The 12,954-nt window shown below is 45.5% G+C and carries 13 protein-coding genes; 5 read left to right on the forward strand and 8 right to left on the reverse strand.

Annotated features, from left to right (window positions below):
* The first annotated feature begins 1 nt into the window (after position 1).
* Complete coding sequence (locus tag AB5150_RS13735) at positions 2-568, forward strand: TIGR00730 family Rossman fold protein (RefSeq protein WP_015534534.1); 567 nt, start codon at positions 2-4, stop codon at positions 566-568.
* On the opposite strand, the gene udp is transcribed toward AB5150_RS13735, so the two are convergent.
* The 3 genes from udp to AB5150_RS13750 form a co-directional block, all read right to left on the reverse strand.
* Positions 558-1,322 (reverse strand): uridine phosphorylase, encoded by a 765-nt coding sequence (gene udp / locus AB5150_RS13740; protein ID WP_055147365.1) that lies wholly within the window; start codon positions 1,320-1,322, stop codon positions 558-560. The two genes, AB5150_RS13735 and udp, sit on opposite strands and share 11 nt — an antisense overlap.
* 98 nt (positions 1,323-1,420) lie before the next feature.
* Positions 1,421-1,654, reverse strand: a complete 234-nt coding sequence (locus AB5150_RS13745; protein ID WP_015534532.1) for an HPr family phosphocarrier protein — start codon at positions 1,652-1,654, stop codon at positions 1,421-1,423.
* A 118-nt stretch (positions 1,655-1,772) separates the two neighbouring features.
* Positions 1,773-2,018 carry an HPr family phosphocarrier protein gene (locus AB5150_RS13750; RefSeq protein WP_015534531.1) on the reverse strand — a complete coding sequence of 82 codons (246 nt, stop codon included), beginning with the start codon at positions 2,016-2,018 and terminating at the stop codon, positions 1,773-1,775.
* 377 nt (positions 2,019-2,395) lie between these two features.
* Between AB5150_RS13750 and AB5150_RS13755 the strand changes: the two genes are divergently transcribed.
* On the forward strand, positions 2,396-4,228 hold the full coding sequence (locus AB5150_RS13755; protein ID WP_117874381.1) for an ABC-F family ATP-binding cassette domain-containing protein: 1,833 nt from the start codon (positions 2,396-2,398) through the stop codon (positions 4,226-4,228).
* Between the two features lie 67 nt (positions 4,229-4,295).
* Here the strand turns inward: AB5150_RS13755 and AB5150_RS13760 are convergent, their stop codons facing one another.
* Complete coding sequence (locus AB5150_RS13760; RefSeq protein WP_165852774.1) at positions 4,296-4,472, reverse strand: DUF6472 family protein; 177 nt, start codon at positions 4,470-4,472, stop codon at positions 4,296-4,298.
* 174 nt (positions 4,473-4,646) lie between these two features.
* On the opposite strand from AB5150_RS13760, the gene AB5150_RS13765 reads away from it, so the two are divergent.
* Positions 4,647-5,921 carry a transglutaminase domain-containing protein gene (locus AB5150_RS13765; RefSeq protein WP_015534528.1) on the forward strand — a complete coding sequence of 425 codons (1,275 nt, stop codon included), beginning with the start codon at positions 4,647-4,649 and terminating at the stop codon, positions 5,919-5,921.
* A 98-nt stretch (positions 5,922-6,019) separates the two neighbouring features.
* Here the strand turns inward: AB5150_RS13765 and AB5150_RS13770 are convergent, their stop codons facing one another.
* The gene (locus AB5150_RS13770; RefSeq protein WP_349092865.1) at positions 6,020-6,937 is read right to left on the reverse strand and encodes a hypothetical protein; all 918 of its coding nucleotides are present in this window, start codon (positions 6,935-6,937) and stop codon (positions 6,020-6,022) included.
* 147 nt (positions 6,938-7,084) lie between these two features.
* Here AB5150_RS13770 and AB5150_RS13775 point away from each other — a divergent pair, with 147 nt between their 5' ends.
* Both AB5150_RS13775 and AB5150_RS13780 read left to right on the forward strand, forming a co-directional pair.
* Positions 7,085-8,440, forward strand: a complete 1,356-nt coding sequence (locus AB5150_RS13775; protein WP_015534527.1) for a citrate synthase — start codon at positions 7,085-7,087, stop codon at positions 8,438-8,440.
* Between the two features lie 6 nt (positions 8,441-8,446).
* Positions 8,447-9,007 carry a SprT family zinc-dependent metalloprotease gene (locus AB5150_RS13780; RefSeq protein ID WP_349092864.1) on the forward strand — a complete coding sequence of 187 codons (561 nt, stop codon included), beginning with the start codon at positions 8,447-8,449 and terminating at the stop codon, positions 9,005-9,007.
* Positions 9,008-9,012: 5 nt separating this feature from the next.
* Here the strand turns inward: AB5150_RS13780 and AB5150_RS13785 are convergent, their stop codons facing one another.
* The 3 genes from AB5150_RS13785 to AB5150_RS13795 all read right to left on the reverse strand — a co-directional run bounded on the left by AB5150_RS13785 (position 9,013) and on the right by AB5150_RS13795 (position 12,952).
* Positions 9,013-9,975, reverse strand: a complete 963-nt coding sequence (locus AB5150_RS13785; protein ID WP_022215985.1) for a beta-ketoacyl-ACP synthase III — start codon at positions 9,973-9,975, stop codon at positions 9,013-9,015.
* Positions 9,976-10,008: 33 nt separating this feature from the next.
* A complete protein-coding gene (locus tag AB5150_RS13790; protein WP_022215986.1) occupies positions 10,009-11,061 on the reverse strand; it encodes a glycoside hydrolase family 5 protein in 1,053 nt (350 codons plus the stop codon).
* Positions 11,062-11,215: 154 nt separating this feature from the next.
* Positions 11,216-12,952, reverse strand: a complete 1,737-nt coding sequence (locus AB5150_RS13795) for an acetyl-CoA carboxylase carboxyl transferase subunit (RefSeq protein WP_015534523.1) — start codon at positions 12,950-12,952, stop codon at positions 11,216-11,218.
* Positions 12,953-12,954 lie beyond the last annotated feature (2 nt).

The raw sequence follows: 12,954 nt of genomic DNA on the forward strand, positions 1-12,954 counted from the left end.
TATGAATATATGTGTATACGGCGCGTCAAGCAACGACATTGACAGATCTTATATAGAAGAAACAGAATATTTAGGAAGGGAAATCGCCAAAAGAGGCCACACTCTTGTGTACGGCGCTGGAGCAAATGGGCTCATGGGCGCAGTGGCAAGGGGTGTATACGAGGAAAATGGCACCATAATAGGCGTCACTCCTTCATTCTTTAATGTTGACGGAATACTGTTTGAGAATGTCTCCGAGCTGATAACCACTGAGACCATGAGAGAGCGCAAACAGATCATGGAAGATAAGGCAGACGCTTTCATCGTAACGCCCGGCGGAATTGGCACTCTCGAGGAATTCTTTGAGATCCTCACGCTCAAGCAGCTCGGACGCCACGGCAAAGCAATCGTAATTTTCAATCAGAACGGATTCTACGATCATCTTCTGTCCATGCTCAAAGAGACGTCGGACAAAGGCTTTATGACGCCTGCGACCAACGAGATATATACCGTCATGGATAATTCAGATGAGATCCTTGACTATCTTGAAAGCTACAAGACAGACATAGGTCGTGTATTCAAGTTCTGATAAGCTTCTTCACAGCTTCAATAGCCACACGTATGGCTTTATCGGTGTCGTGTACCTCAGGATTCGGGAGACCGGCTGCAGCCCTCTCCTGATTCGCCACCACAAGGAAGCACGCACCGACCCTGACCCGCAGGAACGCTCCAACTATGAACAATGCAGCAGATTCCATCTCAGAGGCCTTGCAGCCCATCTTCTTCCACGCTTCCCATTTGTTCATAAGCTCATATCCAACCGGCATGATTCCCGGCGAATGCTGTCCATAAAATGAGTCCTTGCTCTGAACCACACCTGTGTGTGCCGTCACTCCAAGTGCTCCTGCTGACTCTCTGAGCGCATTCACCACATCTATATCCGCAACCGCAGGGTACTCTATAGGCGCATACTCTCTTGACGTGCCCTCCATCCTGACAGCTCCCGTGGCGATCACCACGTCTCCGCCGACGATCTCAGTCTGCATACCGCCACAGGTTCCAACCCTGATAAAAGTGTGGGCACCGGCGTGCACCAGCTCCTGCATGGCTATGGCCGCCGACGGGCCGCCTATACCTGTGGACGTGACACTGACCTTCTCTCCATCCAGATAGCCTGTATACGTGACAAATTCCCTGCTGTCCGCCACCAGCTCCGCATCTTCGAGATACGCTGCTATCGCCTTACATCTCTTAGGATCCCCCGGCATGATAACATACTGGCCTATCATATCCTCATTTACCTTTATATGGTATTCCAACCCCTGATCCGCTTCGTATATCATAATCATCCCTCCTGACACTTGTCTCACAGCATAGGAAAAGCAGGCTTGCAGAAAATCTGCAGCCTGCTTTTCTAAGCTTTCTTATGTATCCTATAGAATTAGCACTTAAACTCATCAAGCTTTGCCTGAAGCTCTGGTGCAACTTCTCCATGAAATTTCACTGTAAGTGGCTTCTCAAGATTTAAACTGAACACACCTAAGATTGACTTTCCATCTACGACGTACTGAGCTGATGAAACGTCAACATCATTTGGAAACTGATTCAGGTATGCAACAAACTTCTTGATGTCATCCATAGTGTTAACTTTAGCTTTCATCTCTGTAATCTGCATTGGCTGCGCCCCCTAATATCTCTTAATATTTATAAGGACATTCTAACACTCCATCAACGAATGTGTCAATGCATACAGACCACGAATTAGCTATGAAAATTATTGTAATAAATACTCCTTATGCAGCCAGCATAAATGGCTGTAATGTATTTATAAACGACTCTGTCGCTCCGTTATAGAACTTTACTGTGAGTTCCTGATCAAGTCCAAGACTAAAAACTCCCAGTATTGATTTGCCATCTACAAGATAATTCCTGTTGGATGAATATACATCAACGTCTCCATCATATTTTCTCATTGTCTCTACAAACTGTCTTACCTGCTCTACTGAATTGAGCTTAACCCTGATATTTGTTGATTCCATGATAATTACCTCCATTCCTGTCCGTAATCAATGTTCAATTTATACTACTTTTTGGAATAATTTGCAAATTACAAAATTGTAATTTTGTAAACCAATTTGTGCAAATGGCTTGTTTTTATTAACCTAAAGCGCCTTTTCAGGTTATTTTTTAGTCATGTTGTATAAATTCAGGAATGTTTTTTTACAAATATACTGTCGGGTGGAGATCATTGTCTTATATATTTTCGTCTATTTTTAATTATTCTCAAATGGTATTTCTATTATGATATGCTTCTTGACTCGTCAATTCTCCCCAATTACAATAATACTTACATGCAAAGCCGTTTTCACGGCTCATTTTGACGAAAGGGCGGGCACAAAGCCCCATAAGAACATATATGAACCTACTTACAATAAAAGGATTTTCAAAAGCATACACTGACAAGATTCTGTTCGATGACGCAGACTTTTCAGTAAATTCAGGAGAAAAGATCGGTGTCATAGGCGTAAACGGCACGGGTAAATCAACACTCCTCAAGATCATAGCCGGCATAGACGAATGTGATTCAGGACAGTTGTCAAAGGGAAACAACGTGGTCATAAAATATCTTCCACAGACCCCCGACTTCGCAGAGAAGGTCAGCATATACGACTATGTCATCACTGCAAATGTCGACGAGGAGAACAAATGGAGCATAGAGGGTGATGCCAAGGCATTTCTTCACCGTCTCGGATTTGACGACACCAGCCTCATGGTGAGCACACTTTCAGGAGGTCAGCGAAAAAAGGTCGCTCTGGCTGCGGCACTGCTGTCAAGATGTGACATTCTTGTTCTGGACGAGCCCACCAACCACCTCGACAACGATATGACAGAATATCTGGAGGATTACCTTAACAACTACAAGGGCGCTCTGGTCATGGTCACCCACGACAGATACTTTCTTGACAAGGTGTGCAACCGCATAGTAGAGATCGACAAAGGCAAAACCTACAGCTACAATACCAACTACGAAGGCTATCTCATGCTGAAGGCAGAGCGTGAGAACATCGCACTTGCCACTCAGAACAAACATCAGAATATCCTGCGCAAGGAGATCGCATGGATGCAGAGAGGTGCTAGAGCCAGAAGCACAAAGCAGAAAGCCCATATCCAGAGATATGAGAAGCTTGCAAGTGAGGAGCTTATAAAGGAAACTCAGTCTGTTACCATGAGCTCAATCGCGAGCCGGCTGGGAAACAAAACAATAGAGCTCTCCCATATAGCCAAGACCTGGCCGGGCAGACCAAGTCCGGTCATAACGGACTTCTCATACAACTTCCTGAGGACTGACAGGATAGGTGTTGTTGGCCCAAACGGCTGTGGCAAGACAACGCTCATGAAGCTCATAACCGGTGTCACCAAGCCGGACAGCGGAACCATAGAGATCGGAGACACCGTAAGGATAGGATATTTCTCTCAGGAAAATGAAGCCTTGGATCCCAACATGAAGGTACTCGACTACGTCAAAGAAACCGCAGAGTATATCCAGACCACCGAAGGTCTCATGTCAGCATCCACAATGTGTGAGAGATTTTTATTTGACGGCACTCTGCAGCACCAGCGCATAGAGAAGCTCTCAGGAGGCGAGAAGCGAAGACTGTATTTGTTGAAGGTTCTCGTATCATCTCCAAATGTACTGATCCTTGACGAGCCGACCAACGATCTGGACATTTCCACACTGTGTATACTTGAGGACTATCTCGATTCCTTCCAGGGCATATTGATAGTCGTATCACACGACAGATATTTTCTGGACAGAGTCATAAGAAAGCTTCTGGTGTTTGACGGCTGCGGCGGGATCTCACAGTTTGAGGGCGGTTATACCGATTATTATCTGACCCACGGTTCATTTGCCAACAGCACATCGGCAGGGGCAAATACCCAGACAAAGCCGGAGCGTGTCAGCACAGCGGACAAGGAACCTGCCCAGAAAAAGAAAACGCAGAATCCATCCGTGAAGAAAAAGTTCTCCTTCAATGAACAGAGGGAATATGACACCATAGAGGACACCATCGCCCAGAAAGAAGCTGAGATAGAGCAGACGGAGACCGATATCAACAACTCTGTGTCAGATTTCGTGAAGCTTAACGAACTCACGCAGAAAAAGGAACAGCTTGAATCAGAGCTGGATCAGCTTCTGGAGAGGTATGTGTATCTCACGGAGCTGGCGGAGTCATTTGAAAAGAACTGATCACATTGATCATTTGCCAGAAAAACGGGAGACGCGCTGCTGCACATCTCCCGTTTTTCTTCAATCGTCACATCTGATGTCTCACTATCCTGTATTCATCATCCAACTGAAAATACGGACAATTGTCGTAGCCTCTTGCCACAAATCTGGCAAAGTCATCCTCATCCATATTCACCAGGCACTCATAAAAATCATCTTCGTCATCGTACACATAGTGTGCACACATATCGCAACTGGAAGCCATGTGTTTCCTCCTTCCATCCGTTAACCATCAGGTTTTTACTATTATACACATATGCGAAGCAAAATCCAACCGCTTTAACCCATTTTCTCTGGCAATAATAACCATAATGTGTTATTATTGAAGGAAGTATATAAAGGGGCTTTGCATAAGCAAAAGAAGGAGTGTGTTCCAGTTATGAAGAAAAAATTTCTTGTACTGCTGCTTACGCTTACCATGATATTATCATTTTCTCCATATGTCGCAAAGGCGGCGGATACAGATGATACGGACAGCAGTAACAAAACCGATACCATAGATGGCAGAACTTATTTCTATGACCAGTTTGACAACAGTGCGTACAGAACCGTCTACAAACAGATCAACGATGCAGCTCAGAAATTCAACGAGTCGACATCCAATGCTTCTTATCAGGACGGCGGATATTACACAGCATTTACATTGTCGGTCAGCAACAAAGACTGGGAAGTTATCGGAAACGATGGAATGGATCAGATCGTCAACGCTGTACTCGCCGATCATCCTGAGTATTTCTGGATGTCCGACAGCTATCAGTGCAAGCAGGAATCCTCGGGAGAACTCAGATATACAGCTCTCACCATCGAGTGCTATTCACTGTATGCCAACGGAGATACACGTTCCATATACAAGAACAACTTTGACCTGACCGTCAAGAATTATGCAGCTTCTCTGGATGAGAGCGCAAAGGATTACGAGAAGGTATATCTCATACATAATTCGATCATCAACAAAGTTTATTATGCCTCAGATGCAACATCTAAGAGCAAGGACAACATATACGCATACACCGCAGACGGCGTGTTCAACTCCAAGTATCAGTCGGCAGTCACCTACGGATATGCAAAGGCTTTCAAGGCCATTATGGATTACGTCGGTGTGCCATGTCTGTACATTGAGGGACAGAATTCAGATCTTCTGGACGACTCGATGGACACACAGAAGCAGCTCAAAGAAGAGAGTTACATCAACAACTGTGCATGGAATGCCGTTTATCTCGGCGGAGAGTGGTATCTCATCAATCTCGGTCTGGACGATCCTATAACCACAACAGGTAAGGAGGCATTGTCATATACATACTTCAATGTAACCGACGAACAGGCAAGCAACCTTACAGCCATCACATCAAGACTTCCGGGTATACCAAAGTGTACCGGAACAAAGTACTGCCTCTCAAAGGTTCAGGCAGATCTTGAAGCGGATGGACTGTGGGAGAAGTCAAGCTACAACATAATCGACAAGATACTGGACAAATACGGTTTATCCGTAGTCCTCATAAGCATAGGTCTCATCCTGCTTCTGGTGGTAATGCTCATCAAGAACATACACAAGAGCAGATCGAAGAAGAAAAAGGAAAAGGTTAAAAAGACCAAGACAACAGTGGTTGACAACTCAGAGCTGGATGCAGAGCTGAGAAAGCCGCCTATCTCATAAAATACTAAAATCAAAAAGCTCAATGCTTTCGGATTTCATCCCCGTCAGCATTGAGCTTTTTTCTGTCATTTTTCAAGATATTTTATTTCGTTCACACCCTACTCATCAAAGTTACTCTTGAGTACATTTACGATGATCTGTCTGGACGCCTTGTTGCCTGCCCAGTCCTCCGCTGTGAGAGTCACTGTTACGGTTCTCTCCTTGCTTGTGTCCACATCCTGAGAAGCTTTAAGCGAATCCTGCACATCCGGATCCTCATCTGTGACATTGTAATAATCACTCCAGTTTATATCCGTTCCCATAGAAACGTCTATCTCGTCCGGGCCGTCTATGTATGGATTTACCTCATCAACAACATTTATCACAGCCTTTTTTGTCTTGCTTAACTTTCCACGTCTGATCTTATATTTGATGGTGTACTTACCAAGCTTATCCGGTGCAAATTCTGAGTTGTCATATTCCAGCCTGGCATCATTGCTGTCCGGCTCAATATAGTTTGTTATATCAAATATATCACCCATATTATAATCCGTCTGGATCTGCTTGACCCTGAGCATGCTGGATCTCATGATCATCGTGATCACAAGTGCAAGCACTATTCCAACCACCAGAGCCGCCACGACCATCATTTTCGTATTCAGCTCATATCGCTTCTTTTTATTTCTGCTCTGCGCGGATTTTTTACCGGAACCTGTTGACGATCTGCTATTCGCCGGTCTCCTGGTCTTGCTTCCTGAAGACACGGACTTCACCGACTTTTCAAGTGGACGTCCCGTACTTGTGCGCCTTTTGTCCTGCGCAGTTGCACTTTTCGGACGACTCGCCGATGATAAGTGGCTGCCCGATGCCGGACGATTTCCCGACACAGGACGGCTGCCTGATGCTGACCGACTGCCTGACGCTACTCCCTTGCCCGGCTGTGTCTTTTTCACACTGCTCGTTGTTGCACGGCTCACAGTTCCCTTATGAGCTCCTGCGCTCCCTTTATTCTGCCCCATATCCTGTCTGTCTGCCAATTTATATTACCTCCTAAAACATTTGTCTTAACTTTATTCTCAGTACATTATACATAATATTTTACACCCATACAATCATTTCGGATTGCAATAGTTGTAAATAAGTGAGATAATTCAATGAAGACTTACCTGAAAGGAGTATTATATATGTCAATCAATAATCTTAGTTCATTTACGAAGGAGCGTCTTGGTCTCTGTATTGAGAACGATACCATAGATAACAACCTCTACGAGGAATACGGCGTAAAGCGTGGACTTCGCGATCTGAATGGAATAGGAATAAATGCCGGCATCACCAACATTTCACTAAGCCGGGCGTATACAATGGAGGACGGAAAGCATACTCCTGCTGACGGTGAATTATATTACAGAGGTTACGAGATCCGCCAGTTGATAGACGGATTTACAAAGGAAGGACGATTCGGTTTCGAGGAGTGTACATATCTGTTACTGTTTGGAAAGCTTCCGGACGAGAATGAGCTTGCCAAGTTCAAACAGGTCCTCAACCTTGCATACGACCTTCCACACAACTTTATACAAGATGTCATAATGAAGAACCCTACCAAGGATATCATTTCAAATATGACCAAGAGTATCCTTGCCCTCGGATCATACGATAAGTCTGAGACGGATATATCTCTGGACAACGTTCTTCAGCAGTGTCTTATGATAATAAGTGTATTCCCAAGACTCGCTGTATATTCTTTCCAGGGATACAGACATTATGAGCTTGGCAAGAGCTGTTATATACACAAGCCGGATCCTGAGCTTTCATTTGCGGAGAATATCCTGAGCATGCTCCGTTCAGACAGAAAGTACACACAGCTTGAGGCAAAGGTTCTCGATCTTGCCCTTGTTCTCCACATGGAACACGGAGGCGGAAGCAACTCTACGTTTACAACACGTGTTGTCACATCATCCGGCTCAGATACATATGCCACAGTCGCAGCAGCACTCTGCTCACTCAAGGGACCGCTCAACGGCGGTGGAGACCTCAAGGTCATGGAGATGATGAAGAACATACACTGCAATGTCGAGGATGTTACGGACGAGGAGCAGATCCGTGAGTACATCAGGAAGATCGTGCGCGGCGAAGCATTTGACAAATCGGGCGTGGTATACGGAATGGGCCAGCCTGTATACTCTCTGTCAGATCCAAGAGCTGTCATTATCAAGGAGTATGTAGAAAAGCTCGCCGAGGAGAAGCACGAGAAGGACGAATTCAAATTATACGAGCTCATAGAGCGCATCGCACCTGAGGTCATTGCCGAGGAGCGCAAGATCTACAAGGGTGTGTGCATCAACATAGATTACTATTGCGGATTGTTATACAAGATGCTCAAGATCCCTTACGCCCTCTACACACCACTATTTGCCATTGGCCGAGTGGTTGGATGGAGTGCGCATCGTATGGAGGAGCTGATCAACAGCTACAAGATAATGCGTCCGGCTTATCCAAGTCTTGTAGAGCCTAAGGACTACGTACCTATCAAAGACAGGTAATATGCCATGAACAATTCTGATAAATTCGAACATTCTGTCGTCAGGAGCAGGCGCAAATCTATCTGTATCGAGATAGACAGAGACCTCAACATAAAGGTCCGTGCGCCCCTCAGAATGACCGACAGTCAGATCCAAAGCTTTGTGGATTCCAGACAAAACTGGATCCGCAGCCATCTGGAAATCATGCAGAAAAGAATTTCCAATATGTCAGACGAAAAAAATCCAAGCACTGCCCTGACAGATGCCGATATAAAGGCACTGTCAGAACAGGCTCGGATATATATTCCTTCACGTGTAGAACATTTTGCTCAGATAATAGGCGTGACCTACGGAAGGATCACCATCAGGCATCAGAAGACCCGCTGGGGAAGCTGCAGCTCCTCCGGTAACCTGAATTTCAACTGTGCACTGATGAACACCACTCCCGAAATCATAGACTACGTGGTAGTCCACGAGCTGTGTCACAGAAAGCAGATGAACCACTCCGCACTTTTCTGGGCCGAGGTAGAGAAAGTACTCCCAAACTACAAGGAGCTCCATTCCGCCCTCAAAAATTACAGGTGTTAAAGCCTCTACCACTCCATAACCACAGCGCCGTATGTGAGCCCTGCGCCGAATGCCGACATTGCGATCTTGTCGCCGCGCTTCAGGCCGTGCTCTCTCACGAGCTGGTCGAGAAGTACAGGTACACTCGCCGCAGACATATTTCCTGTGTAGTCGAGAGTCGTAGGGAACTTCTCAAGCGGTGCCTTAAGTCTCTTGGCAACAGATTCAATAATTCTTACATTTGCCTGGTGGAGTACGAAGTAATCCACATCGTCAACGGTCATTCCAGCCTTGTCAAGGGCCTCCTGGAGGCACTTAGGACACTGTCTCACCGCAAACTTGTACACCTCCTGTCCATCCATATACAGATAGTCATGATTGATCTCATCTTTTACAAATATATTGTTGGTCTTTCTGCTCTCGCAGTTGAGCACCATACCCTTCTTGCCGATTGAACCCTGGACAATGCTTATGATTCCCTTGTCAGACTCCTCTATATAAGCGGCACCTGCGCCATCTCCAAACAATACGCATGTACCTCTGTCATTCCAGTCAAGTATCTTTGACAGCGTCTCCGAACCTATTACAAGAGCATTCTTCACAAACCCTGTCTCTATATACATCTTTGCAACATTGAGGGCAAATACAAAGCCCGAGCATGCCGCATTCACATCAAACGCAATCGCCTTATCCGCACCTATAGCCGCCTGAACCTGACACGCCCCGCTTGGTGTGTAATAATCCGGAGTGACTGTGGCAAGCACTATAAGCTCCACATTCTCTGCGGACTTCCCTGCCATCTCAAGTGCCCTCTCAGCAGCCTCAACAGCCATGCTCGTCGTCGTCTCCTTAACAGCTATTCTTCTGTTCTTTATACCTGTTCTTGAAGATATCCACTCATCAGATGTATCAACATACTTTGCAAGCTCATCATTTGATACCTCTTTCTCCGCAAGGCAGCTTCCTGTTCCTAATATTCTGATTGCCATTATATATTTTCTCCCTTTTATCCGTTATTCTCTTTATTCTTCCTTGTCTCCAAGCAGCTCAGTCACATACTCGCCCCATTTTGTGAGTTTCTTATATCCCTTAGTAAACATGGATGGCTCCACCGTATCGTCATATCCAACTGCAATCCATCCTATATCATGCTTTTCCAGATATCTGGTAAATTTTATTCCAAATACATTTCTGGTGCCCTTCAGCTTCTCATTCTTGACCTCGACATCATCGTCTGCATATCCCCACTCTGTCACTATAAGAGGATAACTTGTCACATAGCCCGACAGGAACTTCTGCCAGAACACCTTGTCTGGGTAAACATGAACAGAGAACGCAGTATTGTCATTCTTCACGCCAAGCTCGTCAAGCCATCCGAGATCATAACAGTAATCCGGACTTCCAACGATTATAAGCTGCTTTGCGCCGGCATCCCTTATAACTCCTATAAGGCTCTCCGCGCATCTCTTCCACTCTGAATCACTCATGCCAACCGGCTCATTGTATATCTCAAATATAACATTTGGAGTGTTCTTGAAATAATCCGCAATGTTCTTCCAGAATTCAGCAGAATAATCCAGCGGATTCTCGTCGAGATCCGGCATCTCATCCCCGGAACCATCTATCGGGTTACCTGTATAATCCCAGTCGAGAATAACATAGTTATCGTTCTCTCCGGCCCAGGTAACTATGCGGTCAAGATATCTCCACATATAGTAATCGTCATTCTTGTACTCCACAGGGCTTATTGGCACCCTTATGGCATTACCACCCTTGGCAAATACATCCTTGTAGAAATCCTCATTAAACTTCTTCTCCTCATACAGACTGCGCGACTCTGGAACCATCACACCCTTGAGAACAACCTGTTCTCCGTCTGCATTCAGGATCTGAGTCCCCTTCGCTGTAAGCATGGTAGGATATTTGTCTGTATCACCGATAAATTCTGCACGTGTTCCCACAGGTGTCAGCAGATCCTGCTCCTTGCCCCGCAGGTACATCACGTACCATATGATTGCTGCCGCAATGATGGCGGCCACGATAACTATCAAAGTAACCTTTATCTGTTTCTTCATAAACGCTCCTCCAATTCAAGCTGTATCTTCAGCCATATACATAAAGTTTACCAAAAAAACACCATCACTTCAACATATGCATGAATAAAAGGCATTCCCCGTGAGATAAATTTCTCACTTGAGAAATGCCTTTCATCTATAGTATATCTGTGATCTACAGATTTCTGAATCTGTCGTATCTGTCCTGTGCGATCTCCTCAGGAGTCTTGTCTGAATACTTCTTGAGGAATTCCTTAATGTTCATCTTAAGGTACTTGCCTATATATGGAACTGACTGCTCATCTGCTCCGCCGTACTCAGGTACGACCTGCTCGATAACGTTCAGTCTCTTGAGATCCTGCGCTGTAATCTGCATAACTTCTGCAGCCTCCTCAGCTCTGTTGCTGTCCTTCCAGAGGATAGACGCATATCCCTCAGGTGAAAGGATTGAGTATGTCGCATTCTCAAGCATCCATACCTCATTGCCGACTGCAAGGGCAAGTGCTCCACCGCTTCCGCCTTCTCCGATAAGGATACAGAGTACAGGAACCTTGAGTGATGACATCTCATAGAGATTTCTCGCTATGGCTTCACCCATTCCTCGCTCCTCAGCCTCAAGTCCACAGAACGCACCCGGTGTATTTACAAATGTAATGATAGGTCTGCCGAACTTCTCAGCCTGCTTCATCAGACGAAGAGCCTTTCTGTAGCCATCAGGAAGAGGCATACCAAAGTTTCTCTCCATGCACTCTGCCATGGAAGCTCCCTTGACCTGTGATATAACTGTTACAGGCTGTCCATCTATATGACCGATACCACCCACAATGGCTCTGTCATCATTCATGGTTCTATCTCCGTGGATCTCACGGAAATCATCGCATATATACTTCACATAGTCGAAACCTGAAGGTCTGCTCATCTGACGAGCACCTCTGAGCTTCTCCCACGGAGTCTTAGGCTCGTCATCCTTGAGTCTCTCCTTGAGGATCTCGCTTATGTCAAATTTCTCATCTTCAACAGCACTGTCAAAGTTAGCATAGCCCTGTCTCTGCTTATGTGTGACGATGAGATCATACATTGTGTCCTTCATCTTGTCTCTTGTGATTATGCCATCTATGATACCATGCTCAACAAGGAACTCTGATCTCTGGAAGCCCTCTGGAAGCTCCTGACCAATAGTCTGCTTGATAACTCGTGGTCCTGCAAATCCTACGAGCGCACCTGGCTCTCCAAGGATAATATCTCCAAGCATTGCAAAGCTGGCTGTAACACCACCTGTTGTAGGATCTGTAAGAATAGATACATACAGAAGTCCTGCATCAGAATGTTTCTTGAATGCAGCGGATGTCTTGGCCATCTGCATCAGAGAAATAATTCCCTCCTGCATACGTGCACCGCCTGAACAGCAGAACATGAATACCGGAAGCTTCTCCTCTGTAGCCTTCTCGACAGCTCTGGCAATCTTCTCACCCACAACATATCCCATGCTGCTCATGAGGAATCTTGCATCACATACACCAACTACAGCAGGCTCACCATTGATGGTTGCCTTTCCTATAGTAACAGCCTCCTTGAGGTTTGTCTTGGCCTGTGCAGCCGCAACCTTATCCTCATAGCCCTCTGTTCCAAGAGGATTTGAGCTTGGCATATCCTCAAACCATGGCTCAAATGACTTTGGATCTGTGACCATTCTTATTCTGTTCTTGGTCTTAACTCTGAAGTAAGAACCGCACTCATAACAAATGTACTTTGCGTTCTTCACTCTTTCCTTCTCAACTTCTCTTCCGCACTTAGGGCACTTTACAAGCTCCACCTTTGGTGCTTCCTGAATTCCCTCAGCAGCCTTTGCCTCCTCTGCAGCCTTTGCTGCAATTATCTCGGCATCCTTTGCCTTTTTTTTGATAAATAACATAA

The sequence above is a fragment of the Coprococcus sp. RTP21281st1_F1_RTP21281_210402 genome, from assembly GCF_040915325.1.
Lineage (GTDB): Bacteria > Bacillota > Clostridia > Lachnospirales > Lachnospiraceae > Coprococcus > Coprococcus aceti.